Source organism: Rhizobium sp. CB2179 (assembly GCF_057653455.1).
Genome location: NZ_CM172781.1, coordinates 4,098,571 through 4,121,222, shown reverse-complemented (window position 1 = coordinate 4,121,222; position 22,652 = coordinate 4,098,571). Strand labels below are relative to the sequence as shown.

General features: G+C 62.1%; 25 protein-coding genes and 1 tRNA gene. 14 read left to right on the top strand and 12 right to left on the bottom strand.

Features of this window, described 5'->3' with window-relative positions:
- Window positions 1–2: 2 nt before the first annotated feature.
- Window positions 3–1,088: an ABC transporter ATP-binding protein gene (locus AC244Q_RS20355; RefSeq protein ID WP_128408076.1), complete on the top strand. Its 1,086-nt coding sequence runs from the start codon at window positions 3–5 to the stop codon at window positions 1,086–1,088.
- Window positions 1,089–1,147: 59 nt separating this feature from the next.
- Here the strand turns inward: AC244Q_RS20355 and dxr are convergent, their stop codons facing one another.
- Window positions 1,148–2,338, bottom strand: a complete 1,191-nt coding sequence (dxr, locus tag AC244Q_RS20350) for a 1-deoxy-D-xylulose-5-phosphate reductoisomerase (RefSeq protein ID WP_128408077.1) — start codon at window positions 2,336–2,338, stop codon at window positions 1,148–1,150.
- Between the two features lie 401 nt (window positions 2,339–2,739).
- Between dxr and AC244Q_RS20345 the strand changes: the two genes are divergently transcribed.
- Both AC244Q_RS20345 and AC244Q_RS20340 read left to right on the top strand, forming a co-directional pair.
- Complete coding sequence (locus AC244Q_RS20345; protein ID WP_128408078.1) at window positions 2,740–3,390, top strand: hypothetical protein; 651 nt, start codon at window positions 2,740–2,742, stop codon at window positions 3,388–3,390.
- Window positions 3,391–3,453: 63 nt separating this feature from the next.
- Window positions 3,454–3,744: a BON domain-containing protein gene (locus AC244Q_RS20340; RefSeq protein ID WP_128408079.1), complete on the top strand. Its 291-nt coding sequence runs from the start codon at window positions 3,454–3,456 to the stop codon at window positions 3,742–3,744.
- Between the two features lie 81 nt (window positions 3,745–3,825).
- Here AC244Q_RS20340 and AC244Q_RS20335 read toward each other — a convergent pair whose 3' ends face one another.
- Together AC244Q_RS20335 and AC244Q_RS20330 are read right to left on the bottom strand one after the other, a co-directional pair.
- Complete coding sequence (locus AC244Q_RS20335; RefSeq protein ID WP_012759212.1) at window positions 3,826–3,978, bottom strand: hypothetical protein; 153 nt, start codon at window positions 3,976–3,978, stop codon at window positions 3,826–3,828.
- 131 nt (window positions 3,979–4,109) lie between these two features.
- Complete coding sequence (locus tag AC244Q_RS20330; protein ID WP_128407944.1) at window positions 4,110–4,352, bottom strand: hypothetical protein; 243 nt, start codon at window positions 4,350–4,352, stop codon at window positions 4,110–4,112.
- Between the two features lie 146 nt (window positions 4,353–4,498).
- Here AC244Q_RS20330 and AC244Q_RS20325 point away from each other — a divergent pair, with 146 nt between their 5' ends.
- On the top strand, window positions 4,499–5,017 hold the full coding sequence (locus AC244Q_RS20325; RefSeq protein ID WP_128407945.1) for a DUF2937 family protein: 519 nt from the start codon (window positions 4,499–4,501) through the stop codon (window positions 5,015–5,017).
- Window positions 5,018–5,225: 208 nt separating this feature from the next.
- On the opposite strand, the gene AC244Q_RS20320 is transcribed toward AC244Q_RS20325, so the two are convergent.
- Together AC244Q_RS20320 and AC244Q_RS20315 are read right to left on the bottom strand one after the other, a co-directional pair.
- Window positions 5,226–5,302, bottom strand: a tRNA-Arg gene (locus AC244Q_RS20320).
- 54 nt (window positions 5,303–5,356) lie between these two features.
- Window positions 5,357–6,520, bottom strand: a complete 1,164-nt coding sequence (locus AC244Q_RS20315) for a M20 aminoacylase family protein (protein WP_113547542.1) — start codon at window positions 6,518–6,520, stop codon at window positions 5,357–5,359.
- Between the two features lie 157 nt (window positions 6,521–6,677).
- Between AC244Q_RS20315 and AC244Q_RS20310 the strand changes: the two genes are divergently transcribed.
- Both AC244Q_RS20310 and AC244Q_RS20305 read left to right on the top strand, forming a co-directional pair.
- Entirely contained in the window at window positions 6,678–7,811 is a 1,134-nt protein-coding gene (locus AC244Q_RS20310; RefSeq protein WP_012759207.1) for a D-alanyl-D-alanine carboxypeptidase family protein, read from the top strand.
- A gap of 18 nt (window positions 7,812–7,829) precedes the next feature.
- Entirely contained in the window at window positions 7,830–8,996 is a 1,167-nt protein-coding gene (locus AC244Q_RS20305; RefSeq protein ID WP_113547541.1) for a CobW family GTP-binding protein, read from the top strand.
- Here the strand turns inward: AC244Q_RS20305 and AC244Q_RS20300 are convergent.
- The 5 genes from AC244Q_RS20300 to AC244Q_RS20280 all read right to left on the bottom strand — a co-directional run bounded on the left by AC244Q_RS20300 (window position 8,993) and on the right by AC244Q_RS20280 (window position 12,798).
- Complete coding sequence (locus AC244Q_RS20300) at window positions 8,993–9,217, bottom strand: sulfurtransferase TusA family protein (RefSeq protein ID WP_012759205.1); 225 nt, start codon at window positions 9,215–9,217, stop codon at window positions 8,993–8,995. The genes AC244Q_RS20305 and AC244Q_RS20300 overlap by 4 nt on opposite strands.
- 5 nt (window positions 9,218–9,222) lie before the next feature.
- Window positions 9,223–10,449: a L,D-transpeptidase family protein gene (locus AC244Q_RS20295; RefSeq protein WP_128407946.1), complete on the bottom strand. Its 1,227-nt coding sequence runs from the start codon at window positions 10,447–10,449 to the stop codon at window positions 9,223–9,225.
- 197 nt (window positions 10,450–10,646) lie between these two features.
- Window positions 10,647–11,600, bottom strand: a complete 954-nt coding sequence (locus AC244Q_RS20290; protein WP_012759203.1) for an acetyl-CoA carboxylase carboxyltransferase subunit alpha — start codon at window positions 11,598–11,600, stop codon at window positions 10,647–10,649.
- Window positions 11,601–11,662: 62 nt separating this feature from the next.
- Window positions 11,663–12,616 (bottom strand): site-specific tyrosine recombinase XerD, encoded by a 954-nt coding sequence (gene xerD / locus AC244Q_RS20285; RefSeq protein ID WP_017995332.1) that lies wholly within the window; start codon window positions 12,614–12,616, stop codon window positions 11,663–11,665.
- Window positions 12,617–12,621: 5 nt separating this feature from the next.
- Complete coding sequence (locus AC244Q_RS20280) at window positions 12,622–12,798, bottom strand: hypothetical protein (protein ID WP_012759201.1); 177 nt, start codon at window positions 12,796–12,798, stop codon at window positions 12,622–12,624.
- 148 nt (window positions 12,799–12,946) lie between these two features.
- Here AC244Q_RS20280 and AC244Q_RS20275 point away from each other — a divergent pair, with 148 nt between their 5' ends.
- The 3 genes from AC244Q_RS20275 to AC244Q_RS20265 are packed head-to-tail and all read left to right on the top strand — an operon-like array spanning window position 12,947 to window position 15,974.
- Window positions 12,947–13,537 carry a shikimate kinase gene (locus tag AC244Q_RS20275; protein ID WP_012759200.1) on the top strand — a complete coding sequence of 197 codons (591 nt, stop codon included), beginning with the start codon at window positions 12,947–12,949 and terminating at the stop codon, window positions 13,535–13,537.
- Window positions 13,534–14,664, top strand: a complete 1,131-nt coding sequence (gene aroB / locus AC244Q_RS20270; protein ID WP_012759199.1) for a 3-dehydroquinate synthase — start codon at window positions 13,534–13,536, stop codon at window positions 14,662–14,664. Before AC244Q_RS20275 ends, aroB begins: the two co-directional genes overlap by 4 nt.
- Window positions 14,664–15,974 carry an HlyC/CorC family transporter gene (locus AC244Q_RS20265; RefSeq protein ID WP_012759198.1) on the top strand — a complete coding sequence of 437 codons (1,311 nt, stop codon included), beginning with the start codon at window positions 14,664–14,666 and terminating at the stop codon, window positions 15,972–15,974. Before aroB ends, AC244Q_RS20265 begins: the two co-directional genes overlap by 1 nt.
- Window positions 15,975–16,021: 47 nt before the next feature.
- Here AC244Q_RS20265 and AC244Q_RS20260 read toward each other — a convergent pair whose 3' ends face one another.
- Window positions 16,022–16,306 (bottom strand): BolA family protein, encoded by a 285-nt coding sequence (locus AC244Q_RS20260; protein WP_012759197.1) that lies wholly within the window; start codon window positions 16,304–16,306, stop codon window positions 16,022–16,024.
- A 101-nt stretch (window positions 16,307–16,407) separates the two neighbouring features.
- Between AC244Q_RS20260 and AC244Q_RS20255 the strand changes: the two genes are divergently transcribed.
- From AC244Q_RS20255 to AC244Q_RS20235, 5 genes are all read left to right on the top strand, one after another.
- A complete protein-coding gene (locus tag AC244Q_RS20255) occupies window positions 16,408–17,019 on the top strand; it encodes a J domain-containing protein (RefSeq protein WP_128407947.1) in 612 nt (203 codons plus the stop codon).
- A 310-nt stretch (window positions 17,020–17,329) separates the two neighbouring features.
- A complete protein-coding gene (cobS, locus tag AC244Q_RS20250; protein ID WP_012759195.1) occupies window positions 17,330–18,322 on the top strand; it encodes a cobaltochelatase subunit CobS in 993 nt (330 codons plus the stop codon).
- A 12-nt stretch (window positions 18,323–18,334) separates the two neighbouring features.
- Window positions 18,335–20,236, top strand: a complete 1,902-nt coding sequence (gene cobT, locus AC244Q_RS20245; protein ID WP_128407948.1) for a cobaltochelatase subunit CobT — start codon at window positions 18,335–18,337, stop codon at window positions 20,234–20,236.
- A gap of 13 nt (window positions 20,237–20,249) precedes the next feature.
- Window positions 20,250–21,287: an esterase-like activity of phytase family protein gene (locus AC244Q_RS20240; protein ID WP_128407949.1), complete on the top strand. Its 1,038-nt coding sequence runs from the start codon at window positions 20,250–20,252 to the stop codon at window positions 21,285–21,287.
- A gap of 76 nt (window positions 21,288–21,363) precedes the next feature.
- The gene (locus AC244Q_RS20235; protein WP_128407950.1) at window positions 21,364–21,930 is read left to right on the top strand and encodes an ATP-binding protein; all 567 of its coding nucleotides are present in this window, start codon (window positions 21,364–21,366) and stop codon (window positions 21,928–21,930) included.
- On the opposite strand, the gene AC244Q_RS20230 is transcribed toward AC244Q_RS20235, so the two are convergent.
- Window positions 21,931–22,566 carry a queuosine precursor transporter gene (locus tag AC244Q_RS20230; protein ID WP_012759191.1) on the bottom strand — a complete coding sequence of 212 codons (636 nt, stop codon included), beginning with the start codon at window positions 22,564–22,566 and terminating at the stop codon, window positions 21,931–21,933.
- Window positions 22,567–22,652: the final 86 nt, after the last annotated feature.

Below are 22,652 nucleotides of genomic sequence, written 5' to 3'. Positions count from 1 at the left end.
GGATGACCAACGGTATGGGTAACAAGAGCGTCGTGCTCCAGGACGTGCGAAAAAGCTATGGCAATCTGCAGGTGGTCCACGGGATCGACCTGACGATCGCGGAGGGCGAATTCGTCGTCTTCGTCGGCCCTTCCGGCTGCGGAAAATCGACGCTTCTTCGCATGATCGCCGGCCTGGAAGACGTGACCGACGGGGAGGTCGAGATCAAGGGACGCATCGTCACCGATCTCGATCCATCCGAGCGCGGCATTGCCATGGTCTTCCAGTCCTACGCGCTCTATCCGCATATGAGCGTGCGCGACAACTTGGCCTTCGGCTTGAAGATGGCGCGCACCAATGCCGCGGAGATAGAGACGCGCGTCAAGGCCGCCTCGGCGATCCTGAAGATCGACCATCTCCTCGACCGGCGGCCGGGACAGCTTTCCGGCGGCCAGCGGCAGCGTGTGGCAATCGGCCGGGCGATCGTGCGCAAGCCCGATGTTTTCCTGTTCGACGAACCGCTGTCCAATCTCGATGCGGAACTGCGCGTTTCGATGCGTATCGAGATCGCCCGCCTCCACCGCGAGCTCGGCAACACCATGATCTATGTCACGCACGACCAGACGGAGGCGATGACGCTCGCCGACAAGATCGTCGTGCTGCGCGACGGCCGCGTCGAACAGGCGGGAACGCCGCGGGAAATCTACGAGAATCCCTCCAATACCTTCGTGGCGGGCTTCATAGGCTCGCCGAGGATGAACCTGCTGAATGCCCGCTGGGGTGAGGGAGGCCTGGTCGAGGTCGCCAGCCGGCAGATCGAAAGCGGCCTGCCGCTGGCGGACAGGCCAGTCGGTGGCGCGGTGACGCTCGGCCTGCGGCCGGAGCATCTGAAGGTCGCCTCCGACCCATCGGGCAGCCTGACGGCCAGGGTCGATTTTTCGGAATATCTCGGGGGAACGCAATATCTCTATTGCCAGCTTGCCGATGGCCAGTCGCTGACCGTCGAACATCGGTCACCGATCAGTATCGCGGCGGGCGAGCAGGTGAGCCTGCTGTTTGAACCGTCGGATTGCCGGTTGTTCGACGAGGGTGGCAACCGATTGCGCTAGCCAACAGCGGTCGTCAGGATCACAGGCGGGCGACCACTCCGCGATCGGGCGGTCGAACTTCACTCGGCGATCGCTAGTGTCATGAGCTCTGCCGCCCTTTGCCGGGCCTGCCTGTCGGCGGCGAAGACATCGTCCATGCCGGAAGCCGGCGGCAGGCCGGCGAGGTCGTCCATGACCCTTTCGGTGATCTCGGCCATGGCAAGGAAAGACAACCGCCCTTCGATGAAGGCTTCGAGCGCCACTTCCTTGGCGCCGTTCAGCACTGCGCCCTGAACGCCGCCGCGGGTCATCGCCAGGCGCGCGAGCCGCAGCGCCGGAAACCGCACGTCATCCGGGGCCTCGAAATCCAGCCTGGCGAGCTTGGCGAAATCCAGCCGCTCCACCGGCAGGTTCGGCCGGCGCGGAAAGGACAGGGCATAACCGATGGCGGTGCGCATATCGGGCGCGCCGAGCTGCGCCAGCACCGACCCATCCGTATAGCCGACCATTGAATGGATGATCGACTGCGGATGGAAGATGACCTCGATCTGTTCGGGTCTGAGGCCGAAAAGGTGCCGGGCTTCGATCATCTCCAGCGCCTTGTTGAACATCGAGGCGCTGTCGATCGAGATCTTCAAGCCCATCGACCAGTTGGGGTGGGCGCGTGCGGTTTCCACCGTCACATTAGCCATGTCACGCAGCGAAGCGGTGCGGAAGGGGCCACCCGACGCCGTCAGGATAACCCGCTCGACGGCGTGGCGCTGGTTCTCTTCCAGCACCTGGAAGATGGCGTTGTGCTCGCTGTCGACCGGAAGCAGCTTGCCGCCGCCCGCCCGGATCGCCGCGATGAAGAGATCGCCGGCCGATACCAGGCATTCTTTGTTGGCAAGGGCGATATCGGCGCCGCGGCGTGCAGCGGCAAGCGTCGGTGCCAGGCCGGCAGTGCCGACGATTGCCGCCATCACCCAGTCGACTTCGCGGTCGGCGGCTTCCATCAGCCCGGATTTTCCCGAAGCGACCGCGATGCCGCTGCCGGAAAGTTCGCTCTTCAGTGATTCGTAATGGCGGTCGTTTGCCGTCACCGCCAACAGCGCGCCTGATGATTTCGCCTGCCGGGCCAGCAATTCGACATTGCCGTTGCCTGTCAGCACGGAGATTTCGAAGTTCTCCCGTCCGCCCAGGTGGTCGACGACATCGAGTGTATTCTGGCCGATCGAACCCGTCGAACCGAAGATGCTGAGGCGCCGCGGCGCGCTTTTGCCGGTCATCATGTGGAATTTCGCGAAAATTTCTCTCGTAGGCTCAGGCTCTACTAGGCTTTGGGGGGGGCGGCAAGTGTGCGGTGCAGCAGATTTCAACTGCTGAGGGGTTTACAGAGCAGCGGTCGGATGTGATGTTTATAACATTGCTGGCGGATTCGGTTCCGCCGCGGCCGTTCAGGGCCGCATGGCAAGTCGGGGCGCTGCGGCGTCCATCGAAGAACAGGCACTCGGTGCCGCCGGCCTTTCGGCCAACCATTAAATCGAGGATGAAACCGGGATGGGCGGCTTGGCCGTGATCTCTATCGCGGCTTGGCCGTGATCCCATTGCGTTCGTTGCGAACGCTTTCATATGCGCTGCTGCGTCGACTTCCACGCAGCGGCCCTGTGTCAGGTCAAAACGCTTTACCTTCATGACGACATTCAAAATAGCATGCATTCTTTTCGCCATCCTACCCTCGCTCCCCGCTGCAGCGAGGGCAGACGACCTGGTGATCTGGTCGCCGGCCAAGCTTTCGGACCGGTCCTACAAGGCGACGATAGGGTTTCGCCTGCCGGCGGAATGGGAGACGAGCGCCGGCGCCGACATCGCGCTTGCCTCGATCAAAGGCGGGGCGCTGCTGCCCGATTCCGAACAGGCAATGCTTTGGGGCAGAATCACCAGGACGAGCGTCACCCCGGCAGGCCGGTCACAGCAGGGTGCCAGCGTCAGCGTCGATACGTTGCGCGGCAGCGGCGCGCTGACCCTCAGCCGCTCGCGCAGCTGGATCCTCTCCGATTCGCTCGACATGCAATCGAGCCGATCCATCAGCGTGCAATATGACGCGGTCGAGGCCCGGCAGGCTTCGGTGACGGCATCGCAGGCGCTGAAGCTGATTCATCCCTGGACGGGAACCTCGCTTTCGGCAGGCACAGGCGTCAGCAATGCCAGCGGCGACTTCTCGAGCACGGTGGGGGTCAGCCAGGCCATTCTGCCGAACCTCAATCTCGATGCCTCGGTGAGCAATCCATTTTCAGGGGGTGAGGCGGGCAGCGTCAATCTCCGTTATCGCGTCAATTGGTAGCGGGCGCTGAACCAAACTCTGCCGACCAGCGTTTCATACGAGGTTTTCACGGAGGAACGGATCATGGTTTTCAAGGAGCAGACATTTCACGGGCTCGAGCCCGAGATGGAAATAGAGATCGCCAATCGTGCAACGGTCGAGGCAGCCGTTGCCAATGCGCTGGCGATTGCCGGCGGCATCGATGCGTCGGATGTCGAGGTGACGATGGAGAACGATCAGATCGTGTTGAGCGGCACCGTTGGCACAGTGGGCGAAATCGAGCGGGCAACCGCGGTTGCCAAGGCGGTCGAAGGCGTGGATACGGTGCAGAACCGGATCCTGCTTGGCGGATCCTCCTTCGACGGCACGCATTAGACAGATAGCGGGTTGGCCCGCGGTCAGACCTGCCGGACGAGGAATAGTTCTACATCGTCGCCTAAGCCGGCGCTCAGCTGATCAACCGGCGAAGCGTTCGACGAGGAAGGACGAGCCGGCCAGACGATCCGTTTTCTGCGCGGCGACCGACCCTTGCGGCTGGTAGGCGATGGCAAGCAGCACGGCGCTGACGGCGACATAGGCGATAGCCAAAAGAATCATCTTGATACGCATGATGAATACTCCAGTTTCACAATAAACGCGGCTGATATTGCGAAGTTCCTCATCTGCGAGATCTGGGCGAGATCAAAATGGAAAAGCCCGGCCGATAGGATCAGCCGGGCTTTCCTTGCATAAGGTTTGCCTTAACGGCAGATTCGGGTTTCCTTGACGACCGTATGGCCGTGACGGCGGATTTTTTCCGTCTTGGTGAAGCAATCCTGTGAGACGTGGCGCGGCCTCATATGATGGCGGTAATAGGGCCGTTCAGCGTGGCGGTAATTGGGGCGTGCGTCATCCGTGGTGATGGTCACACTTGCCGCCTGGGACGGCATTGCGGAAAAGATAGATGCAGCGGCGAGCGTGCAGCCAAGGATAATCTGTTTCATGACAAGCCTCTCTTTCTGAGTTGGTCACGGCATCAACTCGCTGGAAGCGCAGTCGGTTCAATCACATAGAGTTACCGATTGTGTCGAAGGCAGAAACCTTTGACGCGCCGGATCGTTAGCGCAGGGGATAGCCGGAGGCATCGATCATGGGACAGATTGCAAGGATCATCACCATCGTCGCCGGGCTTGCCGGCGGCACGGCCTTTTCGCAGGCGCCGGAATTTGCGCAGCAATACCGCCAGCGGATCGGTGGGGCGATCGACGAATTGCGCGTCATCGTCGAGGATTTCAATACTCAGGCCGCCGAGCATCATCTCGATCGCCAGCAGGCGCTGAACGCCTATGCGCTATCATCCGACAACTTCCTGCGCGACCGCGGCGTCTCGATGCAGAGCACGATCACGCGCTATGAAACGCTGCTCTCGCAGCAGCTTCACCTCGGCACCGCCGCACCCGTCGCCAAGCCTTTTGTTCTGCTGGGGAATGCCGATGACGTCGTCTTCGCCAATACCTGGCGCGACTTCGTGCCCGGCGTCCCCGTCAGCTTTGCGGGTCTTGTCTGGGGCGCGATTGGCTTTGTCGGAGGTTGGGTCGTGGCGGCGTTACTGGGATTGGGGGCGCGGCGGGTCACGAGGACACGGCGGGTATATGGGCAGGAGTCGTGACGAGAACGAGCTCCGAGCCAGGCGGACGCAACATCCGACTTCAAGAAACGGTATCGATGAAATCTTCAACGCGGCTCGTCGAGCCGGCGCAGGCGTTTGCCTATATCGCGGCAAACGACAACTTTCAGCACCCCCAACACGCGCCCATAACGGCTCGGATAAAATCCGCCAGATTGCAAAACGCGATGGGCAAGAGGGAGCTAAATAATGGTGATCCCGGCGCGATTCGAACGCGCGACCCCCAGATTAGGAATCTGGTGCTCTATCCTGCTGAGCTACGGGACCACTTGCACGCCATGCATACAAAAGGCTTGGCGCGAAGCCAAGCCTTAATTGTTGTCAGAGACCGAGGCGCTGTTCGGCGAGACGGACCCAATAGGAGATGCCGTGGGCGATGGCTTCGTCGTTGAAGTCATAGGCCGGGTTGTGGAGGCCGGCGCTGTCGCCATTGCCGATGAAGATGAAGGCGCCGGGGCGGGCGTTCAGCATATAGGAGAAATCCTCGCCGCCCATCATCGGATCGATTTCGGCGTTGACGTTGCCTTCGCCGGCGATGGCGCTGGCGGTGGCGACGGCGTGCTCGGTCTCATCGGGGTGGTTGACGGTGACGGGATAGTTGCGGTGGAAGCTGATGTCGGCCTCTGCGCCGTGGGCTGCGACCAGGCCCTCGATGATCTGCCGGAACCGCGTCTCGGCAAGTGTGCGCACCTCCGGGTCGAGGGTGCGGACCGTACCGGCGAAGGTCGCATCGTTCGGAATGACGTTATGGGCGAAGCCGGCATTGAACTTGGTCACTGAGACGACGACCGAGCGCAGCGGATCGGCGCTGCGCGAGGCGATCATCTGCAGGTTGGCGATGATCTGGGCGCCGATGGCGATCGGGTCGATCGTCCGGTGCGGCTGGGCGGCGTGGCCGCCGCGGCCCTTGATGGTGACGGTGAATTCGTCGGTCGCCGCCATGATCGCGCCCTTGCGGGTGGCGAACTGGCCGACAGGCAGGCCCGGCAGATTGTGCATGCCGTAGACCTCTTCGATAGCGAAGCGCTCCATCATGCCGTCCTTGACCATCAGATTGCCGCCGCCGCCGCCTTCTTCGGCGGGCTGGAAGATGACGGCGACATTGCCGTTGAAGTTGCGGGTTTCGGCGAGGTATTTCGCAGCGCCCAGCAGCATGGCGGTGTGGCCGTCATGGCCGCAGGCATGCATCTTGCCCGGCGTCTTCGAGGCCCAGGGCTTGCCGGTGATCTCAGTCAGCGGCAGGGCGTCCATGTCGGCGCGCAGGCCGACCGTGCGGGAGCCTTCGCCCTTGCCCTTGATCAGGCCGACGACACCGGTGCGGCCGATGCCGGTGACGATCTCGTCGACGCCGAATTCCTTGAGTTTTTCGGCGACGAAGGCAGCCGTATTTTCCACCGCGAAGAGGAGTTCTGGCCGCGCGTGGATGTGGCGGCGCCATTCGGCGACCTCGTCCTGCAACTCTGCGGCTCTGTTCAAAATCGGCATATCGGCGTTCCTGTTATGAAGTCTCGACAATCTTTCATCGCTTCACAAGGGTGTGAGGCTGTGGAAATTACTTAGTCAATGACCTTTGCCATGTCATAGCCATATAGGCTAAATAGGGGAGGATTTCGAGATTTTCCTGATATCTGAAGGACGAACCGTGTCGACGCGCCACTTCCGTTTGTTTGCTGCCTTGCGGCCGCTTTCTTTCGTATCAGCGGCGACTGCCGTTTTTCTGGGCTCTTTTTCGCTTGCCCAGGCCAATCCGCATATTCTGGTCGATGTGCAGACCGGCCGCGTGCTCGAGCATGAAGAAGCCTTCCGCAAATGGTATCCGGCCTCGCTGACCAAGCTGATGACCGTCTATACCGTGTTCGATGCGATCCGCGCCGGGCAGATCAGCCTCGATACACCCATCGTCATGAGCAAGCGCGCCGCCGCGCAGCCTGCCGCCAAGATGTATTTCAAGCCGGGCCAGAAGCTGACGCTCGATAGCGCGCTGAAGATCCTGATGGTGAAATCGGCCAACGACATCGCGGTCGCGGTTGCCGAAGCCATCGGCGGCACGCAGGAGGGCTTCGTGACGCGGATGAACGGCGAGGCGCTGAAGCTCGGCATGACGGATTCGCATTTCGTCAATCCGAACGGCCTGCCCGGCAAGGGCCAGTATACGACGGCGCGCGACCTTGCGGTGCTGACGGTGGCGCTGCGCCGCGATTTTCCGCAATATGCCGGCTATTTCTCGCTGGAAGGTTTCACCAACGGCCAGCAGAACGTGCCGAGCCTCAATATGCTGATCGGCCGTTTCGCCGGCGCCGACGGCATGAAGACCGGTTTCATCTGCGCCTCGGGCTTCAACCAGATCGGCTCGGCGACGCGCAACGGCCGCACGCTGGTCTCCGTTGTGCTCGGCACCGACAGCCTTGCGGCGCGTGCCGATGCGACGGCGAATCTTTTGCAGAAGGGCTTCACCACCCAGCCTGCCAGCAACGACACGCTGGGTTCGCTGAGACCTTACGGGGTGGGACAGGACCAGGTAACCGACATCAGCGCCGATATCTGCAGCGCCAAGGGCGCCAAGGTGCGCAGCGAAACGCGCGACGAGGTCGGCCGCATGAAGGTGCAGTCACCCTATATCCAGCCGATGGACCACGATCCGCAATTCGTCTTTGCCGGGCTCATTCCGGGCCAGGATCCGCAGCCGGCCGCGCAGCCGGAAAAAATGGCGCGCGGTGATACGGCAGGAGCGATCGCCAACGTGCCGGTGCCGATGCCGCGCCCGACATCCTTCTAAGCTTTAAGGTAAGATGATATGAGTGCGCTCAACGACAGGATTCCGGTCACCATCCTGACCGGCTTTCTCGGCGCCGGCAAATCGACGCTCCTCAACCGCATCCTCAAAGATCCTGTCATGAAGGATGCGGCCGTCATCATCAACGAATTCGGCGATGTCGGCATCGATCATCTTCTGGTCGAAAGTTCCGGCGATTCGATCATCGAACTGTCCGATGGATGCCTCTGCTGCACCGTGCGCGGCGAGCTTGTCGATACGCTGGCCAACCTGATGGACGCGGTGCAGACGGGCCGCGTCAAGCCGGTCAAGCGCGTCGTCATCGAGACGACGGGCCTTGCCGATCCTTCGCCGGTCATGCAGGCGATCATGGGCAACCCCGTCATCGCCACGAATTTCGAGCTGGATGGCGTCGTCACTGTCGTCGACGCAGTGAATGGGCTGCAGACGCTCGACAATCATGAGGAAGCGCGCAAGCAGGCGGCGGTCGCCGACCGGCTGATCGTTTCGAAAAAATCGATGGCCGAGGCGACGGGTGGGCTGGAAAAGCGCCTGCGGGCGCTCAATCCGCGTGCCGTGATGATGGATGCCGACAGCGCCGAGGCGGGCAGTGCCGCGGTGCTGGTCAACGGGCTCTACGATCCGGCGACGAAAATCGCCGATGTCGGCCGCTGGCTGCAGGACGAGGATGCACACGAGGCGCATCACAATCACGACCACGGTCGTGATGGACATCACCATCATGATGGTGATCACCATGGTCACCACCATCATGGTCATGCGGATCAGGACCCGCACGACGTCAATCGTCACGATGCCTCGATCCGCTCTTTCTCGATCATCGAGGAAAAGCCGATCGATCCGATGGCGCTCGAGATGTTCATCGATCTCCTGCGTTCGGCCCATGGCGAGAAGCTGTTGAGGATGAAGGCGATCGTGTCCGTCTCCGACCGGCCGGATCGGCCGCTGGTACTGCATGGCGTGCAGAGCATCTTCCATCCGCCGGTGCGGCTTCCCGCCTGGCCGGGGGAAGACCGGCGCACGCGCATGGTGCTGATCACCCGGGATCTGCCGGAAGCCTTCGTGAAGGATCTCTTCGACGCCTTCCTCGGCAAGCCGCGCATCGATATGCCCGATCGTGCGGCGCTGTCGGACAATCCGCTCGCTATCCCCGGCCTTAGAATTTAGCGCTTGCGAATCAGGAAGCGGTGGCCGTTTTCGGTCTTTTCCGTCTCGATCAGCTCGTGACCGTCCTCATTGCAGAAATGCGGCATATCGATCACGGCCAGCGGATCGGTGGTGTCGACGCGAATGAGCGTGCCGCTCGCCATCGCGGCGAGCTTCTTGCGTGTCTTGATCACGGGAAATGGGCATTTCAGGCCGCGAAGATCGTAGAGAACGGGGTTCAAGCCGTTCAGTTCCTCGCCCAGAATTTCCAGAACGGCTTCTTTGCCGTGGCTTCCGCCGTTTCCTGCGGTTCGGGTGCCGCAAAGGCCAGCGGGTTCTGCATCGGCACCGGCACGACCGCAGGGGTCGCGGCAGCGACGGCCACTGCCTGCGGCTGGGCAGGTGTTACAGGTGTCGCGCCCGGTGCGCTCTTGGCAGCGAGGCCCTGCGCGGTGCGCTTGGCCATCATGTCTTCGAGTTCGGCGACCTTGACCATGCGGCCGGCTTCCAGCGAGGTGCCGGTCGGAGCGTAGGCAAGCTCGCGGCCCTTGCGCTGCTTGGCGACCACGGCCTTACGCTCGGCTTCGGTGGGATCGTACCAGGCCATGCCGTCAAATTTGCTCATCGCCTTGGCATAATCGGCATCGTAGGTCTTGCCGTAGGAGGCAAGGGCGGCCGTCAGCGCCGGCGGCGTCGACATAGCCGGGCACTTGCCGGCGGCATTGAAGGCGCTGCCGTCGGTTGCCTGCTGGTTGAAGACGTACTTCTTCTCGCAGACGTTCACCTCAGGCGGGCGCTTCGTCACTTCAAAATTGTCGTAACCGACCTTCAGCATCTTCCAGAAGTCGTAATTGCCGTCGAGACGATGCTTGACCATGTTTTCCGCCGTCATGCGGAAGGGGAAGGCCTGCAGTTGCACGGTCGCCTGGCCGCCCTTGAAGGCGTCGCGGGCAAAAGCGTAGATCTCCAGCACCTGCTGGTCGGTCATCGAATAGCAGCCGGAGGAGGAGCAGGCGCCGTGGATCATCAGATCGGAACCGCTGCGGCCGTTCGCCGCGTCGTAGCGGTTCGGGAAGCCGGTGTTGATTGCCAGATAATATTTGGAATTGGGATTCAGGTTGGCGCGCGTCAGGTCGTAGAAACCTTCCGGGGCCTGCCGGTCGCCGGTCTTTACCTTCGGGCCGAGACGGCCGGACCAGGCGCAGATCTTGTAATCGGCGATCTTGTCGAAACGGTTGTCGGTCTTCGCCTTCCAGATCTCCATGGCACCTTCTTCCTTGAAGATGCGGATCATGATCGGCGAATTACGGTCCATGCCCTTGGCGGACATCTGAGCGAGGATATGGCTGGGAAGCGGCTGCTCGACCTTGTTCTTGACCTTGGAAAGATCGACCTGCGCGGTTTCCAACGCGTCATTGCAGCCGGACAGAGCCAGCGCCATGAGGGAAATATAGGCAAAATGACGTATGCGCATCCAAACTAGCCCATAAAGATAGTGCGACCCGGTCCGCCTATGGAGTCCGGGCATCAGAAGGAATCATAGGCGGCTTATACTTTATAAATCCTTACCAGCCTATGACTGTGCCTGGAACATCCCCGCAAGCGCGAATGCTACAGATAACATCAATGTGGCCAAGATTTGGCCCCAATCGGCGAAGAGCCGAATGTCTGCTAGAGATTGCGGCCTATGGCGAGGAATTTCTGGCGGCGGTCGTTGCGCAGCTGTTCGCCGGAGCGGGGTGCCATCTCAGCCAGCGCGCTGGCGATTACGTCGCCGGTTGCGGCTATCACGCTGTCGGGATCGCGATGCGCGCCGCCGAGCGGCTCGGAAATGATGCCGTCGATAACACCGAGCGATTTCAGGTCCTCGGCGGTGATCTTCATGTTGGTCGCCGCTTCCCGGGCGCGGGTGGAATCGCGCCAGAGGATGGAAGCTGCCCCTTCGGGCGAGATGACACTGTAGATCGAATGCTCGAGCATATAGACCTTGTTGCCGGTGGCGATGGCGATCGCGCCGCCCGAGCCGCCTTCGCCGATGACGACGGAAACGAGGGGAACCTTGACGCCGAGACACATTTCCGTCGAGCGGGCGATCGCCTCGGCCTGGCCGCGCTCTTCGGCGCCGACGCCGGGATAGGCGCCTGCCGTATCCACCAGCGAAATCACCGGCAGGCCGAAACGATCGGCCATTTCAAGGATGCGGATCGCCTTTCGGTAGCCTTCCGGGCGGGGGCTGCCGAAATTGTGCTTGATGCGGCTCTTGGTGTCGTTGCCCTTTTCCTGGCCGATGACGGCGACGGGTTGGCCGCGGAAGCGGGCAAGGCCCGCCTGGATCGCGGCATCCTCGGAAAATTTGCGGTCGCCGGCGAGCGGTGTGAATTCCTGGAACAGGGTCTTGGCGTAATCGATGAAATGCGGTCGCTGCGGATGGCGGGCGACCTGAGTCTTCTGCCAGGGATTGAGCTTGGAATAGATTTCGACGATCGCCTCGCGGACGCGAACCTCCAGCCGGCCGATCTCATCGGTGGTGTCGATGCTCTCGTCTTCCGTTGCGAGCTTCTTCAGCTCGATGATCTTGCCTTCGAGGTCGGAGATCGGCTTTTCGAAGTCGAGATAATTGTGCATGAGGTGCGTTTCCGTTCCTTGTGCCCGGGGCGTTTTCCTGGCTCCGCCCCATGTCGCCGGTCCTATTCGTGCTTTTTCGCCTGTTTGGCAAGGGGGTGATGCGTCTGGACAAGCTGCTGCAGCCTCTCTTCGAGGACATGTGTGTAGATCTGCGTGGTCGAAATGTCCGAATGGCCGAGGAGTTCCTGTACGACGCGCAGATCGGCGCCGTTCGCCAGCAGGTGGCTGGCAAAGGCGTGGCGCATGACATGCGGCGAGATCAGCGACGGCGTCAGGCCGGCGCGGATCGCCAGGTTCTTGAGGTCGCGGGCAAAAACCTGGCGCGGCAGGTATCCCTCCTTTGAGGCGGAGGGAAACAGCCACGGGCTTTCCTGCCGTTCCTTCACGGCTGCATTTTCGGCCGCCAGCAGGCGCCCGTAGGATTTCAGGGCTGATATTGCCGAATGCGACAGCGGCACCAGCCGCTCCTTGTTGCCCTTGCCACGGATCATCAGGAAACGGCCTTCCTGATCGAGCACGCGGGCGGGAAGCGAGACGAGTTCGCTGACCCGCATTCCGGTGGCATAGAGCAGCTCCAGCAGCGCCAGCATGCGCAGGCGCTGCAGCTGGCCCGGAGCCGTATCCTCCGCCTCGGCCTCGGCCTGCGAAAGCAGCCTGCCGACCTCTTCGACGCCCATCGTCTTCGGCAGCGGACGGCCCTTCTTCGGCGCGTCGAGAATGCCTGTGGGGTCGTCGGTCCTCAGGCCCTCGGCATAGAGGAACTTGTAGAACTGCCGCATGGCGGCAAGCCGGCGCGCCTGGGACGAGGGTTTGAAGCCCTCTCGGGCGAGCGAGGAGAGATAGGCGGCGAGATCGGCGGAGGCGGCTTCTGTGAGCCGTATGCTGCGCTCGGTCAGGAAGGAGCGGACGTCGTCGAGATCGCGCTCATAGGATTGCAGCGTGTTGGCGGCCGCGCCGCGCTCGGCGCTCATCATCTCCAGGAAGGATTCCACATGGACGCGGCCGAGATCCACCATGCCGGTCACTTCCTGGTCGTGTCGATCGCGCCCGTGGCGGGCGGATTGACCCGCTCGGACGGAATGCGGATCGTCACGTCGCGCTGCTGCGGCTCCACGAAGGTCACAAGCGCCAGCATCGCTCCGTAGACCGTCCCGGCGAGGATCGCGCAGACGAACAGGAAACGGAACAGGGTCGGCATCCAGCAACTCCTTCATGCTCTGCTTCTGTTATAAGAAGCCTATCTGCAAGTGCAAGAAGCGGTATTCAAGCCATGATTCCCTTGTCCGCGACTTGACGCTCCATCTGCATTTGTCGATACCGTTTGCAAACAAAGTGTGAATGGACCGATGAGTGAACAACTGCTGACCGTTGCTGACAGCTTGAAAGACAGAGCTCGCGCCGCGCTCGGTTCACGCAATCTGATCCTTGTCGGCCTGATGGGCGCCGGCAAATCCTCCGTCGGGCGCATCGTCGCCAGCCAGCTCTCCATTCCCTTCATCGACAGCGATCTCGAGATCGAGCGGGTTTCGCGCATGACGATCGCCGAGCTTTTCGCCGCCTATGGCGAGCAAGAGTTTCGGGCGTTGGAAGCGCGGGTGATCAAGCGGCTGCTAAAGAGCGGGCCGCGTGTCGTCTCTACCGGCGGCGGCGCCTTCATCAACGACCGGACGCGCAAACATATCAAGAAGGGCGGCCTCTCCGTCTGGCTGAAGGCCGATCTCGACGTGCTCTGGGACCGGGTCGCCAAGCGCGACACGCGGCCGCTGCTCAAGACCGAAAATCCGAAGCAGACGCTCGAGGGCCTGATGAATGCGCGTTATCCGATCTATGCGCAGGCCGACCTGACCGTGCTTTCGCGCGACGTCCGCAAGGAAATCATGGCCGACGAAGTCTTAAAGGCCTTGATCGAAGCTCAGAAGGAAAGTGCAGCGTCATGAATGCGATAACCTCCGCCTCCGCCATCCGAACGGTGCATGTGCCGCTCGGCGAGCGCGCCTACGACATCCTGATCGGGCCGGGGCTGATTGCGCGGGCCGGCGCCGAGATCGCCTCTCGCCTCAAGGGCCGCAAGGCGGCCGTTATCACCGACGAAAATGTCGCGCCGCTCTATCTCAAAGCTCTCGTCGCAAGTCTGGATGAAGCGGGTATCGCCTCGGCTGAGGTCGTCCTGCCGGCCGGCGAGAAGACCAAGAGCTTCGAACATCTGATCACGGCCTGCGACAAGGTGCTTGAGGCGCGCGTCGAGCGTAACGATTACGTCATCGCGCTCGGCGGCGGCGTCATCGGCGATCTTTCGGGATTTGCGGCCGGCATCGTCCGCCGCGGCGTGCGCTTCGTGCAGGTACCGACCTCGCTGCTGTCGCAGGTCGATTCTTCCGTCGGCGGCAAGACCGGGATCAATTCCCGCCACGGCAAGAATCTGATCGGCGTCTTCCACCAGCCGGACCTGGTTCTGGCCGATACGGATGTGCTGAATTCGCTGAGCGCGCGCGAATTCCGCGCAGGTTACGCCGAGGTCGCAAAATACGGGCTGATCGACAAGCCGGATTTCTTTGCCTGGCTGGAAGCGAACTGGAAGGCAGTTTTTACCGGCGGCTCCGCACGCATCGAGGCGATTGCCGCCAGCTGCCAGGCGAAGGCCGATGTCGTCGTTGCCGACGAGCGTGAGAACGGTCAGCGGGCGCTGCTCAATCTCGGCCATACCTTCGGTCATGCGCTGGAAGCGGCGACTGCCTATGACAGTTCCCGCCTTGTGCATGGCGAGGGCGTTTCGATCGGCATGGTGCTGGCGCATGAATTCTCCGCACGGATGAACCTTGCAAGCCCCGACGATGCGCGCCGCGTCGAGCGGCATCTGAAGGAGGTCGGCCTGCCAACCCGCATGTCCGACATTCCGGGCGAACTGCCGCCGGCCGAAACGTTGATGGACGCGATCGCCCAGGACAAGAAGGTCAAGAGCGGCAAGCTCACCTTCATCCTGACGCGCGGGATCGGCCAGTCCTTCGTCGCCGACGACGTGCCGGCGTCCGAAGTGATCAGCTTTCTTCGGGAAAAACACGCCTGATGTCGGTCGAAGGCGCTCTGGCATTTCTTTCGACATATTGGCCGGAGATCCTTTCGATCACGGCGCTCGTGCTCATGTCCGCCTTCTTTTCCGGCTCCGAGACCGCGCTGACCGCCGTTTCGCGCAGCCGTATCCATACGCTCGAGGTCAACGGCGACGAACGCGCCGGCCTCGTCCGGCAGTTGATCGAACGGCGCGACCGGCTGATCGGTGCGCTGCTCATCGGCAACAATCTCGCCAATATCCTGTCCTCCTCGATTGCCACCAGCCTCTTCCTTGGACTGTTCGGCAGTTCCGGCGTGGCGCTGGCGACGCTCGCGATGACCGTCATCCTGGTGATCTTCGCGGAAGTGCTTCCTAAGAGCTGGGCGATTTCGGCGCCCGAGCGCTTCGCACTCGCTATCGCGCTGCCGGCCAGGCTGTTCGTTGCCGTCGTCGGCCCGGTTTCCTCCTTCGTCAATGCGATCGTGCGGCAGATTCTTTCGCTGTTCGGCATCAATCTCTCACGAGAGACATCGATGCTGACGGCGCATGAGGAACTGCGCGGCGCCGTCGATCTGCTGCACCGCGAGGGATCGGTGGTGAAGGCCGACCGCGACCGCCTCGGCGGCGTGCTCGATCTTAGCGAACTCGAACTGTCCGACATCATGGTCCACCGCACCGCGATGCGGGCGATCAACGCCGACGATGCGCCGGAAGCGGTGGTGCGGGTCATCCTCGAAAGCCCCTATACGCGCATGCCGCTGTGGCGTGGCACGATCGACAACATCATCGGCGTCGTCCATGCCAAGGATCTGCTGCGGGCGCTTGCCGAGCCGAATATGGAGCCGCAGAACCTCGATATCGTGAAGATCGCGCAGAAGCCGTGGTTCGTGCCCGACAGCACCAACCTCGAGGACCAGCTCAACGCCTTCCTGCGGCGCAAGCAGCATTTCGCCGTCGTCGTCGACGAATATGGCGAGGTGCAGGGCATCGTTACGCTGGAGGATATTCTCGAGGAAATCGTCGGCGACATTTCCGACGAGCACGATATCGAAATACAGGGCGTGCGTCAGGAGGCCGACGGCTCCGTCGTCGTCGACGGCGGCGTTCCGATCCGCGACCTGAACCGCGCGCTCGACTGGAACCTGCCCGATGAGGAGGCGACGACGATCGCCGGCCTCGTCATCCACGAATCGATGACCATCCCGGAAGAGCGCCAAGCCTTCACCTTCTACGGCAAGCGTTTCGTCGTCATGAAGCGGGAGAAGAACCGCATCACCAAGCTGCGCATCCGCCCGGCCGGAGAAGACGGCGCAAAGCCAGCCTGATTCTGCTTGGATCGTAGACGGCTAGTGCCTATATGGGTGGCGTGCCGCTACCAGCGGGTCGGTTCACCAGGTGCAGCCGGTTCGACGGCCAGCGCATGCAGGCCGGCATCGAGCTCCGGTTTCAGCAGGTCGGTGATTGCCCGGTGGCGCGCCAGCCGCGACAGGCCGGCGAATTTTCCGGAAACGATCCTCACCCGCATATGGGTTTCGCCGGTGCCCGTGATATCGGGTTGGTGGCCGGCATGCAGATGGCTTTCGTCGATGACGCTCAGGCGTTCGGGCGCGAAGGCTTCGACAAGTTTTTCTTCGATGCGGGTTCGCAGGGTCATCATCCGGTCTTGCTGTTCGCGAAAAGGGTTCCTACCAAGCCTGCAACATTCCCGTTTGTCAATTCTTGTTGTCGCTTCGCGACAGCCCCATAATTAGCGCCGTCATGAGACTTGATTCCAAATATTTCGATCGCATCCGAACACGCCGCAAACGCGAGCCGGAGACAGAGCAGGCGCCGCCTACCTGTCAATGGGACGGTTGCGACAAGAAGGGAGCGCATCGCGCTCCCGTCGGCCGCAATGCGGAAGGCCAGTTCTTCTTGTTCTGCTTCGAGCACGTCAAGGAATACAACAAGGGCTACAATTATTTCTCCGGTCTTTCGGACGGCGAGATTGCGCGTTACCAGAAAGAGGCGATCACCGGCCATCGGCCGACATGGACGGTCGGCGTGGCGGCGAAGGACAGTCCGCTGCATTCGGAGATCCGCTCCGGCGCCTATACCCGCGTTCGCGATCCCTTCGGCTTCGTCAAGGAAGGCGGCAAGGGCAGCGGACCGCGTTTTCCCCAGGCGCGCAAGCTGAAATCGCTTGAGACCAAGGCCTTCGAAACGATGGGTCTCGACGCCAATGCGACATCGGCGGAGATCAAGAGCCGCTATAAGGAACTGGTTAAGAAACACCATCCGGATGCCAATGGCGGCGACCGCGGCTCGGAGGAGCGTTTCCGCGCCGTCATCCAGGCCTATCAATTGTTGAAGCAGAACGGTTTTTGTTAATTCCCGTCCTTGCTCTTAGGCTTCAATCGGGTATGGTCCAAATCGGCTGAGGCCGCAGGCAAACGCGGCTCATATTTGTGCGTTTTCCCGACATCGCCTCCGCCGACCTTCCGGACGCGGCGTTTCTTGTCCGGGACTCTTTCAAGAATGCTCGCACGCGGTCATTATCCCGCCGAGGTTTCGTTTCAGTCCCGGAGAAGCATCGCCGACGTTCCGACCTGGACGGGCGCGGAATAAAAAACGCGGCGTCACGGTTGCGACATGGCCTGAGACAGTATGGCCGGGTGGCATCACCCGCCTTGGAGACATGATGAGCAAGATCGACCTGGATATATCAGAACTGCCCGATACCACCGTTTCGGTCCGCGAGGCCTTCGGCATCGATTCCGACATCCGCGTTCCCGCCTACAGCAAGGGCGACGCCTATGTGCCGGACCTCGACACCGACTACCTGTTCGACCGCGACACGACGCTCGCCATTCTCGCAGGCTTCGCCCATAACCGCCGCGTGATGATTTCCGGCTATCACGGCACGGGCAAGTCCTCGCATATCGAGCAGGTGGCGGCGCGGCTCAACTGGCCTTGCGTGCGCATCAACCTCGATAGCCATGTCAGCCGTATCGATCTCGTCGGCAAGGATGCGATCGTCGTCAAGGACGGGCTGCAGGTCACCGAATTCAAGGACGGTATCCTGCCCTGGGCCTATCAGCACAATGTCGCGCTGGTCTTCGACGAATATGATGCCGGCCGCCCCGATGTGATGTTCGTCATTCAGCGCGTACTCGAATCCTCCGGGCGCCTGACGCTGCTCGATCAGAGCCGCGTCATTCGGCCGCACCCGGCCTTCCGTCTGTTTGCGACTGCGAACACGATCGGCCTCGGCGACACGACCGGCCTCTATCACGGCACGCAGCAGATCAACCAGGCGCAGATGGACCGCTGGTCGATCGTCACCACGCTGAACTACCTGCCGCATGATCACGAAGTGAATATCGTCGCCGCCAAGGTGAAGAGCTTCGGCAAGGACAAGAACGGCCGTGAGACGGTTTCGAAGATGGTGCGCGTCGCCGACCTGACGCGTGCCGCCTTCATGAACGGCGATCTCTCGACCGTCATGAGCCCGCGCACGGTCATCACCTGGGCCGAAAACGCCGAAATCTTCGGCGATCTCGCCTTCGCCTTCCGCGTCACCTTCCTCAATAAGTGCGACGAACTGGAGCGTCCGTTGGTTGCCGAGCACTATCAGCGGGCCTTCGGCGTCGAGCTGAAGGAAAGTGCCGCCAACATCGTTCTCGGGGCTTGAGACCGACCGATCATGGCAGCTCGCGGTGACAATTCCAAAGCAAAGCCCGGCGCGCCTGTCGACGTCGAGCCATTGCGCCGGGCGATAACCGGCTGCGTGCGCTCGATCGCCGGTGACGGCGACGTCGAGGTGACCTTCGCCAATGAGCGTCCGGGGATGACCGGCGAGCGCATTCGGCTGCCGGAACTTTCCAAGCGGCCGACGGCGCATGAGCTGGCGGTCACCCGTGGTCTCGGCGATTCGATGGCGCTGCGGCTCGCCTGCCATGACGAGAAGGTGCATGCGACGATGGCGCCGCAAGGCTCGGACGCCCGGGCGATCTTCGATGTAGTCGAACAGGCGCGCGTCGAATCGATCGGCGCGCTGCGCATGGAGGGCATGGCATCGAACCTGCGCTCCATGACGGAAGAGAAATATTCCAAGGCGAATTTGACCGGCATCGAGCGCCAGGAAGACGCACCGGTCGGCGAAGCCGTTGCGATGATGGTGCGCGAGAAGCTGACTGGCCAGCGCCCGCCAGCCTCCGCCGGCAAGGTGCTGGACCTTTGGCGCGACTTTATCGAGGACAAGGCAGGGTCCGAACTCGACAACCTGTCGAGCGCGATCAACGACCAGCAAGCCTTCGCCAAGGTCATCCGCAACATGCTGTCGGCGATGGAAATGGCCGAGGAATACGGCGACGATGACAGCGACGCCGACAATGACGACCAGTCGGAGCAGGAAGACCAGCCGAGCGGCGACGAACAGGACCAGGACGAGGTCGACGAGGATGCCGGTACCGATGCCGCCCCCGTCGAGGACAGTGAGGTCGCCGACGAGCAGATGGAGGATGGCGAGACCGAAGGCGCCGAAATCTCCGACGACGACATGATGGAAGAGGGCGAGGACGATTCGGAAACGCCGGGCGAGACCCGCCGGCCGAATACGCCTTTTGCCGATTTCAACGAGAAGGTCGATTATCACGTCTTTACCGAAGAGTTCGACGAGATCATCACCGCCGAGGAACTTTGCGACGCCGCCGAGCTGGAGCGCCTGCGCGCCTTCCTCGACAAGCAGCTGGCGCATCTGCAGGGCGCGGTCGGCCGTCTCGCCAACCGGCTGCAGCGCCGCCTGATGGCGCAGCAGAACCGCTCCTGGGATTTCGACCTGGAAGAGGGTTATCTCGATCCGGCCCGGCTGCAGCGCATCATCATCGATCCGATGCAGGCGCTCTCCTTCAAGATGGAGCGCGACACCCAGTTCCGCGATACCGTCGTTACCCTGCTCATCGACAATTCCGGCTCGATGCGCGGCCGGCCGATCACGGTTGCCGCCACCTGTGCCGACATTCTCGCCCGCACGCTGGAGCGCTGCGGCGTCAAGGTCGAGATCCTGGGCTTTACGACCAAAGCCTGGAAGGGCGGGCAGGCGCGTGAAAGCTGGCTTGCCGGCGGCAAGCCGCAGACGCCGGGCCGCCTCAACGACCTGCGCCATATCATCTACAAATCGGCCGACGCGCCGTGGCGGCGCGCGCGCGCCAATCTCGGGCTGATGATGCGCGAGGGCCTGCTCAAGGAAAATATCGACGGCGAGGCGCTGATCTGGGCGCATAATCGCCTGCTCGCGCGCCGCGAGCAGCGCCGCATCCTGATGATGATCTCGGACGGAGCGCCAGTGGACGATTCGACGCTGTCGGTCAATCCGGGCAATTATCTGGAGCGGCACCTGCGTGCCGTCATCGAACAGATCGAGACGCGCTCGCCTGTCGAGTTGCTGGCGATCGGCATCGGCCATGACGTGACGCGCTACTATCGCCGCGCCGTGACGATCGTCGATGCGGACGAGCTTGCCGGTGCGATGACCGAGCAGCTTGCCTCGCTTTTCGAAGACCAATCCGTCCAGCCGCGCGGCGGCCGGATACGCCGTGCCGGCTGACGCCGCTGGAAGAATGAGGGTCAAGCGCCTCTGCCGTGCGGCGTCGATCGCTGTCTGTATCGCAGCCGGCGCTTCCTCGTCATGGGCCGGCGACGACGTACCGGTCATTAGCCGGCAAATCTCCGATTTCAGGATCGGCTCTTCGGAGATGCAATTCGGATCGCTGGAATTTCTGGGCGGGCTGGAAATGGTGTCCAGCCGAGCGCTGTTCGGCTCGCTCTCCTCCATCCGTTTCCGGCCGGACCAAAAACATTTCGTCGTCGTGCTCGATACCGGCCAGTGGCTGACCGGCAGCATCGAGCGCGACGTCAAGGGCAGGCTTTCCGGCCTTTCGGATGTCGAGATCACGCCGATGAAGAACAGCGCCGGGCGCAGCTTCGAGGGGAAGGGACATATGGATGCCGAAGGCCTGGCGCTGGACGGCGATCGGATCCTGGTCTCCTTCGAGCAGCACCATCGCGTCGATGTCTATCCCGACCCCGGCTTTGCCGATTCGGGCGCGATCGCCACTTTGCCGATCCTCATCCCGCGGACGATGCTGAGCGACAATCGCGGCATCGAGACCATCACCGTGGCGCCGGCATCGAGCCCGCTCAAGGGCGGGGTGGTCATCGTCTCCGAGCGTGGTCTCGACAATGACGGCAACCGGCTGGCGGCCATTCTCAGCGGGCCGCTGAAAGGGCGTTTTTCGGTCGAGCGGGATGGCAGCTTCGACATCACCGACGGCGCCTTCCTGCCGAACGGCGACCTGTTGCTGCTGGAGCGCCGCTTCAACATGGCCGAAGGCATCGGCATGCGCCTTCGGCGCATCAAGGGCGCCGACATCAGGCCCGGCGCCGTCGTTGACGGCGAATTGCTGCTGGAAGGTAATTTCAACTCGCAGATCGACAATATGGAAGGGCTCGATGCTTTTCAGGCCGCCGACGGCACGACCCATATCATTCTGGTGTCGGACGACAATCATTCGATCCTGCAGCGCAATCTGATGCTGGAATTCCGGCTTTCGGAAGAGGCCGCGTGGGCAGCGCCGAGTTCCCAGAAGCGGAATTAATCCAAGACGTCAGACCGATGTCATATGCCTCGGCTATCCCCCGCGGCATCGGGAAGCAGTCTTCGCAGGGAGATTCATGGTGCATATTCATGTCATGGGCGCGTCCGGTTCCGGTACGACATCGCTCGGCCGTGCGCTTGCCGAAAGGCTCGATATCGCCCATCTCGACACTGATGATTTCTTCTGGATGCCGACCGATCCGCCGTTCACGACGCCGAGGAATGCCGACGAGCGCATCCGGCTGCTCCTCGAGGAAGCGGCACGGCATGACGGCTGGGTCCTCTCCGGATCCGCGCTGAAATGGGGTGGGCCATTGGAGCCGCTTTACGATCTGATCCTATTCCTCAGGATCGAGCCGGGGCTTCGAATGGCGCGCATCCGCGTGCGGGAGATTGCCCGATATGGAAACAGGATCGGGCCTGGTGGCGACATGGAAGTTAAAAGCGGGGAATTCCAGGAATGGGCGGCCAGCTATGAGACGGCCGGCCCCGAGGGTCGCAGCCTTGCGGCGCATGAACAATGGCTGGATACGCAGACGGCGCCGGTGTTGCGGCTCGATTCGTCAAGAGATATCGACGATCTGGTTGCCGAGGCTCTGCTGCATCCCGCGATCACCGCCGGTGCGGTCCGGCGGCGTCCGTGATTAGCTGGCGCGAGCGGCCTGCATCGGCCGCAGCACGTTCATCAGCGCGCCATAAGGCAGCAGCATGACGAGGCCGACGATCATCTTCACGACGAAATCGCCGATCGCCCAGGAAATCCATCGCGGAGCCTCCGTGGCGAAAACGCCGAGGACGGGGGCTGCTTCCAGCGCAAAGGGGTCGTTCGGGCCGAGGAAGACGAAGAACGCGGCGAAGGAAAGCGAGAAGAACATCACCGTATCGAGCGCCGAGCCGATCAGCGAACCGACCAGCGGCGCGCGCCACCAGGCCTGGCGGCGAAGGCGGTTGAAGACGGCGATATCGAGCAACTGGCCGGCGAGATAGGCCGAGCCGGAGGCGATGGCGATGCGTGGCACCGAGGTGAAGAAGGAGAGCGTCACACCGACGACGAAGCCGGCAAAGACGACCTTGCGGGCTGCCTGCGGGCCGAACTGACGGTTGGTCAGGTCGGTGATCAGGAAAGCGATCGGATAGGAGAAGGCGCCCCAGGTCAGGATGTCGGCAAGGTTGATGCCGGCGACTTCGGCGTTCAGCGGAAACTGGACGAGGAAGTTGGAGGCGACGACGACGAGCGTCATCAGCGCGACATAGGCGATGGTATAGCGGGTCTTCAGCATTTTTTTATCCTGGGTGATGCCACCAGTTGGAGGAGCAAACCGGCAAAGCAAAAGGCTTGTCCGGTATTATCCGTTCAAGCCTTTTG

Coding starts and splice junctions, on each gene's coding strand:
- AC244Q_RS20335 (WP_012759212.1), bottom strand. CDS start 3,978: ATGCGTATCAAGATGATTCTTTTGGCTATCGCCTATGTCGCCGTCAGC.
- AC244Q_RS20260 (WP_012759197.1), bottom strand. CDS start 16,306: ATGATGACCCTGCGAACCCGCATCGAAGAAAAACTTGTCGAAGCCTTC.
- aroB (WP_012759199.1), top strand. CDS start 13,534: ATGAATGCGATAACCTCCGCCTCCGCCATCCGAACGGTGCATGTGCCG.
- AC244Q_RS20325 (WP_128407945.1), top strand. CDS start 4,499: ATGGGACAGATTGCAAGGATCATCACCATCGTCGCCGGGCTTGCCGGC.
- cobS (WP_012759195.1), top strand. CDS start 17,330: ATGAGCAAGATCGACCTGGATATATCAGAACTGCCCGATACCACCGTT.
- AC244Q_RS20295 (WP_128407946.1), bottom strand. CDS start 10,449: ATGCGCATACGTCATTTTGCCTATATTTCCCTCATGGCGCTGGCTCTG.
- AC244Q_RS20265 (WP_012759198.1), top strand. CDS start 14,664: ATGTCGGTCGAAGGCGCTCTGGCATTTCTTTCGACATATTGGCCGGAG.
- AC244Q_RS20240 (WP_128407949.1), top strand. CDS start 20,250: ATGAGGGTCAAGCGCCTCTGCCGTGCGGCGTCGATCGCTGTCTGTATC.
- AC244Q_RS20290 (WP_012759203.1), bottom strand. CDS start 11,600: ATGCACAATTATCTCGACTTCGAAAAGCCGATCTCCGACCTCGAAGGC.
- AC244Q_RS20305 (WP_113547541.1), top strand. CDS start 7,830: ATGAGTGCGCTCAACGACAGGATTCCGGTCACCATCCTGACCGGCTTT.
- xerD (WP_017995332.1), bottom strand. CDS start 12,616: ATGGTGGATCTCGGCCGCGTCCATGTGGAATCCTTCCTGGAGATGATG.
- AC244Q_RS20355 (WP_128408076.1), top strand. CDS start 3: ATGACCAACGGTATGGGTAACAAGAGCGTCGTGCTCCAGGACGTGCGA.
- AC244Q_RS20235 (WP_128407950.1), top strand. CDS start 21,364: ATGGTGCATATTCATGTCATGGGCGCGTCCGGTTCCGGTACGACATCG.
- AC244Q_RS20340 (WP_128408079.1), top strand. CDS start 3,454: ATGGTTTTCAAGGAGCAGACATTTCACGGGCTCGAGCCCGAGATGGAA.
- dxr (WP_128408077.1), bottom strand. CDS start 2,338: ATGATGACCGGCAAAAGCGCGCCGCGGCGCCTCAGCATCTTCGGTTCG.
- AC244Q_RS20345 (WP_128408078.1), top strand. CDS start 2,740: ATGACGACATTCAAAATAGCATGCATTCTTTTCGCCATCCTACCCTCG.
- AC244Q_RS20255 (WP_128407947.1), top strand. CDS start 16,408: ATGAGACTTGATTCCAAATATTTCGATCGCATCCGAACACGCCGCAAA.
- AC244Q_RS20330 (WP_128407944.1), bottom strand. CDS start 4,352: ATGAAACAGATTATCCTTGGCTGCACGCTCGCCGCTGCATCTATCTTT.
- AC244Q_RS20275 (WP_012759200.1), top strand. CDS start 12,947: ATGAGTGAACAACTGCTGACCGTTGCTGACAGCTTGAAAGACAGAGCT.
- AC244Q_RS20280 (WP_012759201.1), bottom strand. CDS start 12,798: ATGCCGACCCTGTTCCGTTTCCTGTTCGTCTGCGCGATCCTCGCCGGG.
- cobT (WP_128407948.1), top strand. CDS start 18,335: ATGGCAGCTCGCGGTGACAATTCCAAAGCAAAGCCCGGCGCGCCTGTC.
- AC244Q_RS20315 (WP_113547542.1), bottom strand. CDS start 6,520: ATGCCGATTTTGAACAGAGCCGCAGAGTTGCAGGACGAGGTCGCCGAA.
- AC244Q_RS20230 (WP_012759191.1), bottom strand. CDS start 22,566: ATGCTGAAGACCCGCTATACCATCGCCTATGTCGCGCTGATGACGCTC.